Raw genomic sequence first — 15,548 nt, 5'->3', positions numbered from 1 at the left:
AGGAGGCGTATGTTTCGCCTTCTTTCTTCTTGCGTGAGAAGGTTACAAAGGAGTTTAGTATGACGTTATTAACTATTGCCATTCCGTCCTACAATGCAAGTGAGTACTTACATTATTGTGTCAATTCCTTGGTTATCGGGGGCGATCAGGTTGAAATTTTGATTATTAATGATGGGTCAAGCGACAACACCGCAGAGATTGGCGCTCAGCTTGAAGCACAATTTGCTAATGTTCGTTTGATTAATCAGGAAAATAAGGGACATGGCGGAGCGGTTAATACTGGTATCCGTGAGGCAAAAGGTCAGTACTTCAAGGTTGTTGACAGTGATGACTGGGTTGATAGCCGTGCCTACCTTAAAATTTTGGAGACCTTGACTCGCCTCAATGAGGAGGGAACACCTGTTGATGCCTTTATCTCAAATTTTGTCTATGAAAAAGAGGGGCTTTCTCGTAAAAAAAGCATGCGCTACGATGGTATTTTACCAGAAGGGCGTGTCTTTGGTTGGGATGAGATTGGGGATTTTGGCCGTGGCCAGTACATGATGATGCACTCGCTCATCTACCGCACGGAGCTTTTGCGTAAGGTTGATTTTGTCCTGCCAGAACACACCTTCTATGTGGACAATCTTTTCGTCTTTACGCCACTTCAGGCTGTTAAGAGCATGTACTACCTACCAGTAGACTTTTACCGTTACTTTATCGGTCGTGAAGACCAATCTGTCAATGAAGCGGTTATGATTCAGCGCATTGATCAGCAACTCAAGGTTAATAAACTTCTGGTGAATCAATTTGATGAGGATAACATCGATAATCAGAAGCTCCGCACCTATCTTCTCAATCATGTGGAAATCACCACTGCCATTTCTTCTGCCCTCCTCAATCGAGCAGGAACGGCAGAGCATTTGTCCAAAAAGCAAGAACTTTGGGCCTACATCAAGGAAAGCAAGCCAAAACTTTATCGCGAAATCCGTACCGGTCTTTTGGGGCAGCTGGTGAAGCCTTCAGTTTACCCTAGCCGTAAGGTGGCAAATGGAGTTTACCGCGTGGTAAGGCGGATTTATGGCTTCAACTAAGATTGACATAAAGAGATTCATAAGAGCCCTGCCTTGGAGTATGTGGCTTTTTTTATTTTTATATTTATACTTGACAATGGGATAAAAATGCTATAAAATGTATAAAAATTCCAAAAGAGGTATCCCTATGAAGAAGTGTCAAAAATCAATTCACATTTTACTGGTTTTCCTATTCAGTCTGTTTCTGGCTGCTTGTCAATCGCAGAGCGAATCAACTAAAGACAATAGCTTGATAACCGTTCAAAAGAGCGGAAAGCTCGTCGTGGCAACAGAAACGGGCTTTGCTCCGTTTGCTTTTAAGACATTGGTTGACGGCAAGAATACCATCGTTGGCTCTGATGTGGACATGGTCAAAAAGATTGCTGAGGGACTGGGTGTGGAAGTTGAACTCAAGGAAATGAGTTTTGATAATGTCTTGGTTGCTGTACAGTCAGGAAAGGCAGATATCGGGATTTCAGGAATTTCAATCACAAAGGAGAGACAAAAAAACTTTGAATTTTCTAAAGGATATTATACGGCTAAAACTAAGATAATTATCCAAAAATCGGATAAAGATAAGGTGACAAGTTTGACTCACTTGATTGATGAAAGTGTAGCAGCGCAGAAAGGTAGTATCCAAGAAATGATTGTGACCGATCAAATTCCTGAAGCGCACTTGGTTTCTCTGCCAGAGACTGGTGAGATGGTCATCGAGCTGAAGCAGGGGAAGGTGAAGGCGGTCATGCTTGAAGAACCTATAGCTAAAGCCTATGTTGAAAAAAATCCAGACTTAACGATTGCTGATATTGAATTAGCTCCAGTAGATGCGGATACCTATGGGATTATTCTACCTAAAGGGAACAAGGATTTGGCAGAGGCCATCAATGAGCAGCTAGAACCGATGATTGCATCTGGTGAGATTGATCAGATGATTCAAGATAATTATAATCTCTCGGTGCAAGAGTGATGAAAGGAATGGTATTTTGACATGAAACATTTTCTGAAAGAGGTAGATTTTACCAAAGAAGACTTGCTTTTTCTGATTGATGAGAGCATCCGCTTTAAGGCTTTAAAGAAAGCAAAGCAGGCACATGCTGATCTATCAGGTCTGAATATCGCTCTGCTATTTGAAAAAGCATCGACAAGAACTCGAGCGGCTTTTACCGTTGCTGCTCAGGATTTGGGCATGCAGGTCACTTACCTGGGGTCAAATGAAATCCAGATGGGCCAAAAAGAGTCGGTGGCTGACACGGCTAAGGTTTTGGGCAGCATGTTTGATGGTATCGAATATCGAGGCTTTTCTCAAGATATAGTGGAAGAACTAGCTGCACACGCTGGTGTTCCTGTTTGGAATGGTTTGACAGACGACTGGCATCCGACACAGATGATTGCAGACTTCATGACCCTGAAAGAACATTTTGGCTACCTTGAAGGGCTTAATCTGACCTATATCGGCGATGGGCGCAACAACGTTGCTAATTCTCTCCTAGTGACGGCAGCCATGTTGGGTGTCAACATCTCCATCGTTGCACCAGAAAGTCTTCAGCCGAATCCGGCTGTTGTGGAAATGGCAAAGCAGCACCAAACGGGTGGTCAGATTACAATCACATCTGACATCACAGCTGTTAAAGGCTCCCATGCCCTTTATACTGATGTGTGGTTGTCCATGGGAGAAGAAGTTGACTTTAAAGAAAGAATAGACCTGCTTTGGGCTTATCAAATCAATAAGGAATTGCTTGCCATGACTGAAAATCCAGATGTGGTCGTCCTTCATTGCTTGCCGGCCTTTCATAATACTAAGACAGGCATTGGTAGGGAGATTTTTGACAAGTATGGCTACGAATCCTTAGAAATCACAGACGAGGTCTTTCAAGAGCAGAGCGCCATTATTTTTCAGGAAGCAGAGAACAGGATGCATTCGATAAAGGCTATTCTACATTGGAGCTTGATGGACAAGTCATAAAAGAACCCCATTTTCATTTTGAAAATGGGGTTCTTCGTGTCTTAATCGATAGCGATATAACCACTTTGGCTTTTGATGAGAAGCTCTGCTTGTGCCTTATTAAGGATTTGCTTATAGGTGTTAGCATCGCCGTTGATGGTTACACCTGTTGTTTCTGGTGATTTTTGATCAAGTTCAATGATGCCATGTCTGGTATCTAGTTCTAGAGAAGTTGTTTTTCGGCTAGCTTCTGTTAAGTGCAAGTCGGCAGATAAGAGGGAGCCCGACAAATCAATTTTGCCTTTGAGAGTCAGGTCACGTCCGTTTATTTCTCCGGCGCCATTGTAACTGAAGTTTTCAAGGGTACTATTGGTCAAGGTGAGATGACCAATCTCATTGCCGTAGTAATCTTCTGCGTAATCATCGACTTGACTTAAGTCAATATCTGAAGTTTTAAAACTGATGTTCTTGAAATGAGAATTATCGGCAGAAAGGTCACTTTGGAAATTGTTGAAGGTGCTGTCTTCAAGGGTAGAGTCTCTAAAATCAAAGTGATCAGCTCCGTAATCAAAGGATATATTTTTCAGATGACTGGAGATAATGGTAGTGGAGTAAGAACTTATGGATCCTTTTTCAGCAGTCAGGTTTTCGATATAGGTAGCACCACTTAAGTTGATAGTTTTAACCTTGAGGTTAATCAGGCTTGAAGAATGGAAATTTAACTGGGCGCTTAAATCATCGAGCACGATATCCTTGGGCACAGTGATAAGGGTTTCGCTATAGCTACCTTTGCCTTCATGTTCATTGAGGATGTAGCCTCCTGTTTCCATAAATCCAGTGACAAAGGAGCTTCCTTCGGTTTGGTCGATAGTTAGGACGTCGCCAGATTGTTTGAAGTTGGTTTTTGGTCTGAATTTTTTGTGGGTGTAGTAAGTTACAGTGACCTTATCAACATCACCAGATGTTATGGTGACGTTGTAGGTGCTATTTACTTGGAGCTTTTTGATGCCGTCAAAGGTTCTAACAGTCTTGGTGGCTTCGGTATTGTTTTTGATGCCTTCTATTCCTCCTGCGGCTGCACCAAAGGCTAGGAGAGACAGACCGACAACAAGACTTCCTAGTCCAAATAAAAGTAGGTATTTCCACTTGGTAGAGTGATTAGTTTTCATGAGATTTCCTCCATTTCCGCTTGCTCCAGAGGTTTCTAAGTGAGCTGCTCAGCCATTTTTCAAAAGCCACTAGGCCTCGACCGTAGAGTTTGGTCAGGTAGAGGGTCAAAAGGAAAATGAGGACACCAACGCCGATGGCTGCGAAGAAGCCTCCAAATCCCATAGTCATGGCAGACCAAGAGCTGGTAAAGAGAGTTAGACTCTCACCCAGAGTGACAAAACCGATAATGATTGCTGTGGCTGCGAAGAAGTAACCTGTAGCAAGGAAACAAGCTAGAGCAATGATTATACCGATAATAAGGCCCAGCAGTCCTATGATGGCGGCAAGTAGGGCTAGGGCAACGGCTAAGATAGCAAAGGCAATAAGGAATAAAATCGGTGATGCCATCAAGATAAGGAGTACCCAGATGACAATTTCCTTTGTGCTACGTGGGCGTTTGAGAAGAGTGGTAGGTTCCCCTTGCTTTTCGAGAACATTGGTAATGATGTCTGCTGCTGCCTCTTGAGGTGTGCCGAGTTCGGCCATGAGGTCAGCTTCGTTTTCTGGACCTGCTTCATCGAAGTACTCGGTGAAGTAGTCCATGGCTTCTTGAAAGTCTTTTTTAGGAAGCTGGCGTAGTTCTTTTTCCAGCTCCGCCAGATAGTCAGTCCTTGTCATGTCTTAATCTCCCTTCGATAATCTCCTCGACAGCGGTGGTGTAGCTCTGCCATTCTTCCTTAAGAAAGGCTACCTGAGCTCGCCCTAGGTCTGTGATAGCGTAGTATTTGCGTCTGCGCCCTTGATGTTCCTGCGTATAGGTCGTGACAAAGTGTGCACTTTCTAGCTTTTTCAGGATAGGATAGAGCGTGGATTCTTTGATATTTGCGATGAGCTTGACAGTCTGGCTAATCTCGTAGCCGTAGGAATCTTCCTTTTCAACGATGGCCAAAATGAGAAACTCAATCAGAATAGCTGATGTTGGAAAATACATAAGGCACCTCCTTCTCATATATGATTTCTTTATATATAAAATATATACCTATATGAGAAAAAAGTCAACTGTTATGTGTAAAATTTTTATATAATTTTTTCAAGCCTCTTTCTCGGACATTTAACTGTAAAATTTCTATAATATAAAACATGACAGATAGAATTAAAGATAGGCTCGAAAATTACCAAGCTAAGCCTCTTGGTGTTAAGAAACAATATGCAGTGCTCCTTCCTTTAATTTGGGAAGGTGATGACTGGCAAGTACTTTTTCAGGTGAGAAGTGCTCAGATTTCACAGCCAGGCGAGGTTGCTTTTCCGGGCGGTCGCGTGGAGGAAGGGGAGAGTTTTTCTCAAGCGGCGGTTCGTGAAACGGTTGAGGAACTCAATGTGTCACCAGATACGATTAAGCTACTTGGTGAGATTGATTATTTTGTGTATCAGGATAAGGAGGTTCATTGCTTCGTCGGTCAGTTGCAGGTGATAGATTGGCGTGAGATTGTACCTAACGAGGAGGTCGAGAGACTCTTTACTTATTCGTTGCGTCAGCTTTTAGAAATTAAACCGACTTACTACAAATTGATAGCTGATTTGCGAGAGGACTCGGATTTTCCTTTTGAGCGAATCAACCAGGGCAGGGGCTATCGCTTTGGGCATCAAAATCGCAAGATACCCTTTTATGAAAACCTAGAAGAGAACATCTGGGGAATGACAGCACAATTTACCCACCGCTTCGTAGAAATCCTACAAGGGAAAGAATAAGGAAGAGTTTTACAAAAAAAGACAAAGTATTACAGTTTGACAACAGCGAGGTTAAATGTTGAAAATGGTTGCTTTTCTTAAGGCTTTCCGTATAGCTTTATGATAGTATAAGAGTTAGCATAAAAATAAAACAAGAGGAAATAATCTATGAAATTAACTAAAAAAACCTTACTTGCCTCAAGTACAGCTGTTACCTTTTTTAGTGTTACAGGAATGACTGTTAGCGCTCAAGAAGCCGCTCCGCTTGATTGGACGCCTCGTACGGTTGCTGAAATTAAAGCTGATGCTGCAAAAACAAGCAGCAGCAAGACTTATACCATCCAATCTGGTGATACTCTGAGCACGATTGCGGCTGCTACTGGTGTTGATATGTATGTATTAGCGCAAATCAATCAGATTTCAAATCTGGATTTGATTTTCCCAGACACTGTCTTGAAATTGACCTATGATGCCAATAACCAAGTGACAGCGGTTGAAGTAACTGCACCAGTTGAAGCCACCACGGACGCCTCAGTAGTTGAGACAAGTCAAGTAGCTCCTGTCAGCGAAACCACAAGTGAAGCAGTAGCCCCAGAAACAGAAGTCCCAACAACGGTAGCGGAAACGACAGAAGAGACTACTGAAGCCTCAGCCGTTGAGACAAGTCAAGCAGCCCCTGTCAACGAAACCACAAGTGAAGCAGAAGTCCCAGAAACAGAAACTCCAACAACGGTAGCGGAAACGACAGAAGAGACTACTGAAGCCTCAGTAGTTGAGACAAGTCAAGTAGCCCCTGTCAGCGAAACCACAAGTGAAGCAGTAGCCCCAGAAACGGAAGCTCCAACAACGGCAGCAGAAACGACAGAAGAAATTACTGAAGCACCAGTAGTTGAGACTACAACCGAGGTTTACACAGTTGTTACTGAGGTTCCAACGCCGGTTACTGAGGCGACAACTCAGACTTCTGAGACCACAACTGCAACGGTTGCAGCAACTCCAAGTAACGTTGCTGTGGATACGACGGGGTTACAAGCTAGCGCAGCCTCGTTTAAAAAAGAAATCGCAAGTGTCTTTGGTATCTCTAATATCGGTGGCTATCGACCTGGGGATTCGGGAGACCACGGTTCAGGAAATGCCATTGATGTTATGGTACCAGTCGGGTCAGACTTGGGAGATGCTGTTGCTCAGTATGCTATTGATACGATGGGATCGCGCAACATTTCTTACATTATTTGGGAGCAAAAATTCTATTCACCATGGAATAGTATCTACGGCCCAGCCTATACATGGAACCCGATGCCAGATCGTGGTAGCATCACACAAAACCATTACGATCACGTTCATATCTCGTTTAACAATTAAGAAAAGGAATGACCTAGAGAAAATCTCTAGGTTGTTTCTTTTATAAAGGGGAATATAGTCATTTAAATTAGCTTTGATAGATTGTCACTTTCGGCTTGCTGTAATCTAGTATTGACTGCATCTCAGTTTCTTGTCTAAAAGCTAATTTATGCGACGATCTAATCCCATCTTCAAATTTCAAAATAAGGGTAAGAATGAGGGAGGATATTTGAAGAGGTTCAGCTTCAAGCTCAGAAGATTGTAAATCATTGCTACCATTATATCTATTGCGCTCCTAGAGTGATATAATCAGTTAAAATTCAGTTATTTTGCTAAAATCAAAAGAAACAAGCCTTTGAAACGTTGATTTCAAGGGCTTTCTGTATGTTGTCTTATTTTACCTCAGTAAGGGTCTAATAATGTTTATTTCAGCTATTGAAAGCCTTGATATAGCAAGACTTTTATGAATTGTCTTCAAAAGTGTAGAGAAAAATGTAGAAATAACTTAAGCTGTTAATTTAGCAACTTTATCAAGATAAATATTAACTGCTTCAAATTTTCGTTTTGGAGCGATTTCTGCATAGGTATCCATAGAAAATAATCTTCAATTTCTGGTACAAAAATCGTCAAAAAATCAACCAGACTACATTCCGACTGAAGACTTTTTCAAGAAAAGAAGATAGTTAAAAGCACCTCCGTTCAAAACGGAAGTGCTAATTTTGTATGTGTTCTGTACTATTCTTTATTCAATTTTACAGTTCCGAAGCCATCTCCACTTACGGTTAATGTGTTTCCCGAAAGAGAATATTCAAGCTCTTCTCCTTCTACGTTAAATGTTTTGCTTAGCTTCAATGAGATTAAATAATCCAGTACAATCATATACGAAGAAAAAATAATATACCAAAGCTTTCAAAAATAAATCCCTAAAAGCTTTGGTATACTCTAATTAATTTTTATAGCATTGAACTATTTATTCCTAAAACAATTTTAGCTGTTCATCTTTGAAATATTTAAAAATACTTTTTAAATATTTCAGCAAACCAATAACTCAACTCCGGGAAAATTATTTTTAAAAGAATAACAGTTAGAATAATCGCTATGAGTAATGACATTTTTTTCTTCACGGACACATACCAGAATGGTCAATAACTATCCCCGGACAAGTATACGGACCACTAGCAGGCAAATATACACTTCCTGTATATCGTTTTCCAACTACACTTTTAATCGCTACTGCTACCCATTCACCACCACTTTTTCCAGTGGCAGCAATCACAATTCCATCTACAATAGAAGCAGCTAAATATCCAACAAGAGTACCTCCAATAAATACTGCTGTCGTTGTAAATATTCCTCTCTCTTGACCTTCATGAGTATATAATTGAACTTCATTATTTTCATCTAAATAACCAGTTAGATAACCACTTGAAATGTCTTTCTCAATCAATGATACATCGACAACATTGTTTTCATATGCATAAACAGTATTTGCATTAATTAACGGAATACACGAACCACTAAGAGCTGTAACCAATAATACTTTAGATAAATGTTTTTTTATATTCATTACAATAGTCCTCCTTGTTCTAAAATATCAGTAAACCGTTTGATTAGCTTGATTATGAACTCCTCCTTTCTAACAAGCTAAACAAATGTATATATTAACTTATTGTTAAAACAAATGTATCATAAATAAGGCATGAAAACAAGTCTTTTTCTTCTACAAAATATATGTTATAATTATTATATTAACGCTTTAAAAAGTAGATTATAAACCCCTAGAAAATTGCTGATTTCTAGGGGTTTTACAATTTTTTAGAACATTATGCTTATAAAATAAAAATTCTTGTTTTTAGATAATATATTTTTCTATTTCCAAAATTGCCACCATTTCTTCGATTTTAATTCTATCAATGTAAGACATCTTGTTTAGGTAGCGCCACGGATTGGCGTTGAGACGTAAAACTCCTGTCTTACTTTTATTATCTGCATGTTCTACTTAATTTCAGTATGCCAGAATTCGGATTAAAAACAGATGATTTTTGAAAAAGTAGAAATAGTATTAGCGCCACAAATCGTTATCGGAATGCTTATCTATACGGTTTATTCGACTAGATTGTCCCTCTAGATTTGGATCATGTCGAATGTCTTGGAATAAATTGTATTCTTCAGAATCTTTTTGTCGAAAAATATTTTTAAAAGTTTTCCAGAAACCGATGCTTTTGAGAAATTCTTCAGCTTTATCAAATGCTCTCTGAAGTTTATCAAGTACTCTGCGTAGAAACTTATTTTCATATTTGAGAGATTTATTTTCGTTTTCTAATATCTGATATTTACTTGCCCACTTCTTGTTTATAGCAAGTACCTCGCGGTATTTGTTTTCAGTTTCAAGCCTGCGACTTTCTGCAGTATCGACTCTGTCTTTTAATGACTTTGTTCGCTTTTCAGTCAGCTCTTGTGCTAAATCAAGAGCTTTATCGACAGTATTTTCCACAAATTGTTTTTTCAGCTGATCCTTTAGATTAAGCTTATCCATTTCATGTTTAATTAACTCATTTCGTTCTTCTAGATTTTTATTGTGTTAAATATTCTGCTTTTTGTTCCATATCTTCAATGAAATTTTCCAAGTGGTTTGAATGTTCTTTCTTGGCAATAATTTCTCTGTTTAACTTCGCACGTTCTTTTTCAACTTGCTGAATCAATTGTTTGTACTCACGCATATCCTCGATTTTATTTGTACCGACAATTTTTCGTTGAATATTCAATTGTTTCATGAGTTGTTCAAGTTTTTTAATTTCTTGCTCGCGAAATTGAATGAACTGTCCACGGCCATGCTCTGTATAGCCTTCCTGCAGGAGAGCTTTAGAAAAACTTGGCTGTTTATTCAATCCATTTTTATACCCTGTAGCCACTGGAACGATATTAAAGTGCAGATGTGGTGCACCAGCTTCATCAAGATGCACTACAGCGTTATAGACAATCAATTGTTTAGAATTCTCAAGAGTGAATCAATATATTTATCCAGGAAATCGGTTAACATGGGTCAGTATAGTTAGCCACGAAATTAAGTAACCTGGACTAGTATAGTTAGCCACGAAATCAAGATAAGATAGAACTCGCTCCGCTCGTTCTATGTGGGCGGTCTTCGACCACCCCCCAAAGGTGTGGGGGCAAGCCCCCTCCCCCTTAGACGCAAATAGTTTAGTTCAACTGGTTCAAATTGTGGTAAAATAGTTAGGCTGTCGGCAAACCGATTGCGTTCCGCTAGGTTCGTGAAAGGAGGTGTAGCCTAATGCAACCAATTCTTCAAGAGCTCTTGCTCTCTATCGTGGCTGACGTCATCAGCGGCTTGCTGCTGCTTGGTATCAGCAAATGGCTGGATAGAGAGTAACGCTCGACAGACTGCCTCACCCGTTTAATCTCAACTGAGAACGTAAAAAAAGCCCCTTGGGACTGCCATCCCTTGGGGCTTTGGTGTTGCCGTGCAACCAATTCTTTCACTCATGATTATCCCACAACATCAGCTTTATGTCAATGTTCAAGCCTGCTCCGCAGGTCGTTCATATTAGAAATTAGAATACCGTGTAACAGTTGTCACGTAACCTGTGTAATTGGCATTTTTATAGTAACTTGTCACAGTCTTGAATTGTCTGTTTTGAGGATGTACATACAAAGTTGTTTTGTAGTATGCTCCAGGAGCACTTGGAGCAATCATAGACACCAAGATAGCCCCTATAGTATAAGCAATACCAACAGGGTTCCAGCCAAGCCCCAAAAGCAAACCAATTACAGAGTGAGCTAAACCATTAGCATTGGCAGCACCCTCTGCCGTCCCTTGAGAAGTTCCGACATAATACCATCTATTCAAAGTATGCGCAGAACGGAATGAAACTCCATTAGAAGTCGGAGTATCCATCAAAGGCATATAGAATGAACCATTAAGGTAAACCCCATCACTTCTTCTTTCCATGACGTCAACTGTGCCATCTTCGTTAGTAATTTGCACAGTTGTATCATTAACAGCTTCAACCTTTACATCTGGAATTTCAGAATCATAAGAGGCTACAATTTCAATCTTATTTGAAATATCATTAGACAACGCATAAGCACTTGCCGGTGCAACAATCTGTGGCAACAGCAAAGAAGATAACAACAAAACAGCAGATGCTTTAAATTTTCTCATAAAGCGTTCCTCCTAAGATTTGATTTTTTTACAAGAAAATTATACCATTTATGTAAGCGTTACACAAATATTTATACTCAAAAAATAAGGAGGAGCGAAAATGAGAAAAAAACTAATAGAATCACTTATTTTTACACTTGCTTTTCAAATCATGATTTATATTTTTATATATAAAAATACAATCCCCCAAAATAAAGGAATAGTAGTGATATTCTTCCTTCTGTCATTATTGAATATAATCATAACCAACCTAAAGTTAATAAAAAATCAAAAATGAACCTACAAACAAAAGTAACGCTTCATAAGCAGACGGCTTGATCCACAGCCTGCATAAAAAAGGGGTAGCCTAACGGCTACCCTCTTTTTTTACTAGCTTCAACTCCTGCCACTTCGACCCACTTCGCAACAAGGTTGCTCTTGGGCAAGCTCGTGCAGGAGCAGAAGACTATAAACCAAAATCACGGCCGTGGTCATGCCCCCCACTTCCTCCATGCTCTATCTGCCAGTTCCTAAACCTTGAAAGCAGGTCATCGTCTGAAACGCTCGGAGAGGGCTTCTGAGGCGTTTTAGGGGGTTCAGGTACTTTCCACAGGCTTTTGCTCCTCCTCAACGTCTAACACCGTCTGAGAGGCTCTGAGAGCCTCCTGGGCAACCCTCAACCGTTCAGCCTGTTCTTCCTGCTCACGTTGTTCACGTGCAACCCTGTCAGCCTCAACCTGGTTAGCTTCCACCGTCTCATGAATAGCTTTCAGGGAATACTTGTGATGTATCAATTGAGTTCTGGACAAATAGCTGTTATTTCGTTTGCTTTCACTTTGGCACTAAATACAACATTTAAGATTTCAAAAGAGTTCAAATTTTTATCAATTGATGATCCGATTCAAGATATGGATTCTATGAATGTATATGCTTTAATTGATTTAATAAGACATTCATTATCAGACTATCAAATTATTATGTCCACACATAATGATGGTAGTGCTATGTTTATTAAATATAAATTTGAACTATTTTCAGATTCTGAAATTTCAAATGTAGGACTAAAAAATATAAAAAATATCTTATTATTGGATGATGAAGGTTAGCAGTTGATAGATAGCGATTATTAATGAAGAATAAGACTCTTTTTCTTCCCTTTTTTCACTAATGTGATATCTTCTAAACAAACGATGCTAGAAAATAACCTCCAATCAATTTCGAACAAATGTTCAAAAATCCAACATATTCTTGTTTATTTTTGATATAATGTAAAAAAACAACAAAGGATTAAACATGAATAAACGAGAACGACTAGAAGAAATTACACGATTGGTAAACAAAAAAGGCACAATTCGAATTTCTGAGATTGTTGAATTGCTAAATGTTACTGATATGACTGTTCGACGTGATTTCATAGAATTGGAAGAGCAAGGTGTCTTAACAAAAATTCACGGCGGTGCTAGAAGTAATAAGGCTTTCCAATATCGGGAATATTCCCATTCTGAGAAACACATTCAGAACAAGGAAGCCAAGCAAGAGATAGCGGAAAGGGCTGCACAACTGATAGAAGATGGAGACACGGTGTTCTTAGGCCCAGGAACAACAGTGGCCTTTCTGGCTGAGGCCATTAAAAATCCTCGCCTAACAGTCATCACAAACTGTATGCCTGTTTTTACCATCCTATCTCAAAAGAAGACCGAGGAGTTTCAAGTCTTTCTTCTGGGGGGAGAATATCGCCAAGTGACAGAATCTTTTGTAGGAGAAATTACCAATACAAGTTTAGAAAAAATGCGATTCAGCAAAATTTTCTTTTCAGGTAACGGACTTAAGGGAACTGATGTCATGACCTCCACCCTAGCGGAAGCCTATACGCAAAATATTGCCATTAAACATTCTTTAGAAAAATATCTACTGCTAGATGCCTCGAAAATTGGAAAAGATGATTTTACTTCCTTTTGTGATTTGAATGATGTAACTGCTCTAGTGACAGATATGAATGAAAAGGATGAAAATTACCAATTATTAAGTAAGCACATCGAAATTATTTCTACAAAATCATAAAGTTATCACAACCAACAGTGAAATGTTGGCTTTTTGTTTGTATACGGAAAAAATAAACAAAAATAAAACAAAATATGTTGACTTTGTGTTTGTTTGGTTGTATAATTTAAACATAAAAAGCGAAAACGCTTTTTCTAAGTTTTGCAAAACAAGGATTTTCTGCCAAATATGGCTACAACTTTCTATTTTTGTTAGGAGATAGGTTATGACAATCATTATCGGTGCTGATCCAGCAGGCTCAAAACTAAAAGACGTTATTAAAGATTATTTGCTAGAAAAATCATATGACTTTAAAGATGTCAGTGATGGAAGTGATTTTGTTGATACAACTTTGGCAGTAGTTGCAGAAGTTAATCAAGAGGAAGGAAATCTTGGCATTGTGATTGATGCTTATGGTGTTGGTCCATTTATGACCGCAACTAAAGTCAAAGGCATGATCGCTGCAGAAGTTTCAGACGAACGTTCTGCCTATATGACAAGAGGACATAACAATTCGCGTATTATTACAATCGGTAGTGAGATTGTAGGAGAAGGAATTGCTAAAAATATCGTTAAAGGATTTGTTGAAGGTGAGTATGATGGCGGCCGTCACCAAATTCGTGTCGATATGCTAAATAAAATGTGCTAATTGTTGTAAACAAAGGAGAATAAGAGATGAAAATTGCAATCGGTTGTGACCACATTGTAACCTATGAAAAAATCGCTGTGGTAGATTATTTGAAAAATCAAGGATATGAAGTGTTGGACTTTGGGACTTATGACAATGTTCGTACTCATTACCCAATCTTTGGTAAAAAAGTTGGTGAAGCTGTTGCAAGCGGACAAGCAGATTTGGGAATTTGTATTTGTGGAACAGGTGTTGGAATCAACAATGCTGTAAACAAGGTACCTGGCGTTCGATCAGCCCTGGTTCGTGATATGACCTCTGCACTCTATGCAAAAGAAGAGTTAAATGCCAACGTCATTGGTTTTGGAGGAAAGATTACAGGTGAGTTGCTCATGTGCGACATCATTGAAGCCTTCATTAAAGCAGAATACAAACCAACTGAAGCAAACAAACGTTTAATCGAAAAGATTGCTGCAGTTGAAACGCTCAATCAAGAGCAAGCTAATCCAGAGTTCTTTACTGAATTTCTTGAAAAGTGGGATCGTGGAGAATACCACGACTAGGAGGCTCACATGATTTTGACAATCACTTTAAATCCGTCGGTTGATATTGCCTATCAATTGGATACCTTTCATTTGGATACGGTCAATCGAGTAGAAAAAGTTCAAAAAACAGCTGGCGGTAAGGGGCTCAATGTCACACGAGTTTTGAAACAAATTGGTGAAGATGTTGTAGCAACAGGCTTTATTGGCGGTGAGATTGGAAGTTATGTAAAGAAACAACTCACTCGAAATGATATTAAAAATTCCTTTGTGGAAATTGGGAGCGAAACACGTAACTGTATTGCAGTTCTTCATGATGGCAAACAGACGGAGATTTTAGAACAAGGACCAACTATTCAAGAACATGAAGCCTTGAATTTTATTGAACATCTTGAAATTATTCTGAACAATGTAGATGTAGTTGTCATTTCAGGAAGTTTGCCTAAGGGACTTGCTAGCAATTATTATGTTGAAATTGTAGAACTTTGTAAAAAATTCGGTGTAGCTGTTGTTTTGGATTGTTCTGGTGAGGCGCTGAAAAACGTTTTAGAAAGTCAGCAGAAACCGACTGTGATTAAACCGAATACAGAAGAGTTATCACAACTGATTGGTAAAGAAGTTACTGATGATATTCAAGAGTTGAAATCAGTTTTGTCTGGTCAACTTTTCCAAGGAATTGATTGGATAGTCGTCTCATTAGGGGCGCAGGGGGCTTTTGCCAAGCACAATGACAAGTTCTATCGTGTCAGAATTCCAAAAATCAAAGTCGTCAATCCAGTAGGATCAGGAGATTCAACTGTTGCAGGTATTGCAGCAGGTTTGGTACATGCCTTACCTGATGCAGAATTATTAAAAAATGCTAATGTTTTAGGCATGTTAAATGCCCAGGAAGAACAGACGGGTTACGTCAATTTAGAAAATGCAGAATCGTTGTATTCTCAAATCGAAGTCGAAGAGGTATAAT

17 protein-coding genes and 1 pseudogene are annotated in these 15,548 nt (G+C 39.3%); 10 read left to right on the top strand and 8 right to left on the bottom strand.

The window, feature by feature from the left end; translation table 11 throughout:
- The first annotated feature begins 59 nt into the window (after positions 1-59).
- The 3 genes from G576_RS0104475 to argF all read left to right on the top strand — a co-directional run bounded on the left by G576_RS0104475 (position 60) and on the right by argF (position 3,015).
- Positions 60-1,073 (top strand): glycosyltransferase family 2 protein, encoded by a 1,014-nt coding sequence (locus G576_RS0104475; RefSeq protein WP_027973585.1) that lies wholly within the window; start codon positions 60-62, stop codon positions 1,071-1,073.
- 127 nt (positions 1,074-1,200) lie between these two features.
- Positions 1,201-2,019, top strand: coding sequence for a transporter substrate-binding domain-containing protein (locus tag G576_RS0104470; protein ID WP_037618471.1), 819 nt, complete (start codon positions 1,201-1,203; stop codon positions 2,017-2,019).
- 21 nt (positions 2,020-2,040) lie between these two features.
- On the top strand, positions 2,041-3,015 hold the full coding sequence (gene argF, locus G576_RS0104465; RefSeq protein ID WP_027973583.1) for an ornithine carbamoyltransferase: 975 nt from the start codon (positions 2,041-2,043) through the stop codon (positions 3,013-3,015).
- A 41-nt stretch (positions 3,016-3,056) separates the two neighbouring features.
- Here the strand turns inward: argF and G576_RS0104460 are convergent, their stop codons facing one another.
- Genes G576_RS0104460 through G576_RS0104450 form a run of 3 tightly spaced genes read right to left on the bottom strand, consistent with a single transcriptional unit; the run spans position 3,057 to position 5,134 of the window.
- Positions 3,057-4,163 carry a DUF4097 family beta strand repeat-containing protein gene (locus tag G576_RS0104460; RefSeq protein ID WP_027973582.1) on the bottom strand — a complete coding sequence of 369 codons (1,107 nt, stop codon included), beginning with the start codon at positions 4,161-4,163 and terminating at the stop codon, positions 3,057-3,059.
- Complete coding sequence (locus G576_RS12280) at positions 4,153-4,821, bottom strand: DUF1700 domain-containing protein (protein ID WP_051177990.1); 669 nt, start codon at positions 4,819-4,821, stop codon at positions 4,153-4,155. Before G576_RS12280 ends, G576_RS0104460 begins: the two co-directional genes overlap by 11 nt.
- On the bottom strand, positions 4,808-5,134 hold the full coding sequence (locus G576_RS0104450) for a PadR family transcriptional regulator (protein WP_027973581.1): 327 nt from the start codon (positions 5,132-5,134) through the stop codon (positions 4,808-4,810). Before G576_RS0104450 ends, G576_RS12280 begins: the two co-directional genes overlap by 14 nt.
- Positions 5,135-5,283: 149 nt before the next feature.
- Here G576_RS0104450 and G576_RS0104445 point away from each other — a divergent pair, with 149 nt between their 5' ends.
- The gene (locus G576_RS0104445; RefSeq protein WP_027973580.1) at positions 5,284-5,892 is read left to right on the top strand and encodes an NUDIX hydrolase; all 609 of its coding nucleotides are present in this window, start codon (positions 5,284-5,286) and stop codon (positions 5,890-5,892) included.
- 147 nt (positions 5,893-6,039) lie between these two features.
- Positions 6,040-7,233 (top strand): LysM peptidoglycan-binding domain-containing protein, encoded by a 1,194-nt coding sequence (locus tag G576_RS0104440; protein ID WP_027973579.1) that lies wholly within the window; start codon positions 6,040-6,042, stop codon positions 7,231-7,233.
- Positions 7,234-8,332: 1,099 nt separating this feature from the next.
- Here G576_RS0104440 and G576_RS0104430 read toward each other — a convergent pair.
- The 5 genes from G576_RS0104430 to G576_RS0104400 all read right to left on the bottom strand — a co-directional run bounded on the left by G576_RS0104430 (position 8,333) and on the right by G576_RS0104400 (position 12,168).
- On the bottom strand, positions 8,333-8,779 hold the full coding sequence (locus G576_RS0104430; RefSeq protein ID WP_027973578.1) for a hypothetical protein: 447 nt from the start codon (positions 8,777-8,779) through the stop codon (positions 8,333-8,335).
- A 495-nt stretch (positions 8,780-9,274) separates the two neighbouring features.
- On the bottom strand, positions 9,275-9,748 hold the full coding sequence (locus G576_RS12965) for a hypothetical protein (protein ID WP_027973577.1): 474 nt from the start codon (positions 9,746-9,748) through the stop codon (positions 9,275-9,277).
- A 37-nt stretch (positions 9,749-9,785) separates the two neighbouring features.
- Positions 9,786-10,196, bottom strand: coding sequence for a plasmid recombination protein (locus G576_RS12275; protein ID WP_027973576.1), 411 nt, complete (start codon positions 10,194-10,196; stop codon positions 9,786-9,788).
- 581 nt (positions 10,197-10,777) lie between these two features.
- On the bottom strand, positions 10,778-11,395 hold the full coding sequence (locus G576_RS12960) for a hypothetical protein (protein WP_051177988.1): 618 nt from the start codon (positions 11,393-11,395) through the stop codon (positions 10,778-10,780).
- Between the two features lie 575 nt (positions 11,396-11,970).
- Complete coding sequence (locus tag G576_RS0104400; RefSeq protein ID WP_027973574.1) at positions 11,971-12,168, bottom strand: hypothetical protein; 198 nt, start codon at positions 12,166-12,168, stop codon at positions 11,971-11,973.
- Here G576_RS0104400 and G576_RS0104395 point away from each other — a divergent pair.
- The 5 genes and pseudogenes from G576_RS0104395 to G576_RS0104375 all read left to right on the top strand — a co-directional run.
- Positions 12,157-12,480, top strand: a pseudogene (locus tag G576_RS0104395) (AAA family ATPase); the annotation flags it as partial. The gene G576_RS0104400 and the pseudogene G576_RS0104395 sit on opposite strands and share 12 nt — an antisense overlap.
- Before the next feature lie 187 nt (positions 12,481-12,667).
- Positions 12,668-13,435 (top strand): DeoR/GlpR family DNA-binding transcription regulator, encoded by a 768-nt coding sequence (locus tag G576_RS0104390; protein WP_027973572.1) that lies wholly within the window; start codon positions 12,668-12,670, stop codon positions 13,433-13,435.
- Positions 13,436-13,640: 205 nt separating this feature from the next.
- Positions 13,641-14,063, top strand: a complete 423-nt coding sequence (gene lacA, locus G576_RS0104385; protein WP_002941127.1) for a galactose-6-phosphate isomerase subunit LacA — start codon at positions 13,641-13,643, stop codon at positions 14,061-14,063.
- A gap of 26 nt (positions 14,064-14,089) precedes the next feature.
- Positions 14,090-14,605 (top strand): galactose-6-phosphate isomerase subunit LacB, encoded by a 516-nt coding sequence (gene lacB / locus G576_RS0104380; RefSeq protein WP_002941130.1) that lies wholly within the window; start codon positions 14,090-14,092, stop codon positions 14,603-14,605.
- Between the two features lie 9 nt (positions 14,606-14,614).
- A complete protein-coding gene (locus G576_RS0104375) occupies positions 14,615-15,547 on the top strand; it encodes a tagatose-6-phosphate kinase (protein WP_027973571.1) in 933 nt (310 codons plus the stop codon).
- Position 15,548 lies beyond the last annotated feature (1 nt).

It is taken from the genome of Streptococcus porci DSM 23759 (assembly GCF_000423765.1).
Lineage (GTDB): Bacteria > Bacillota > Bacilli > Lactobacillales > Streptococcaceae > Streptococcus > Streptococcus porci.
This window is presented reverse-complemented; position numbering and strand designations above follow the sequence as displayed.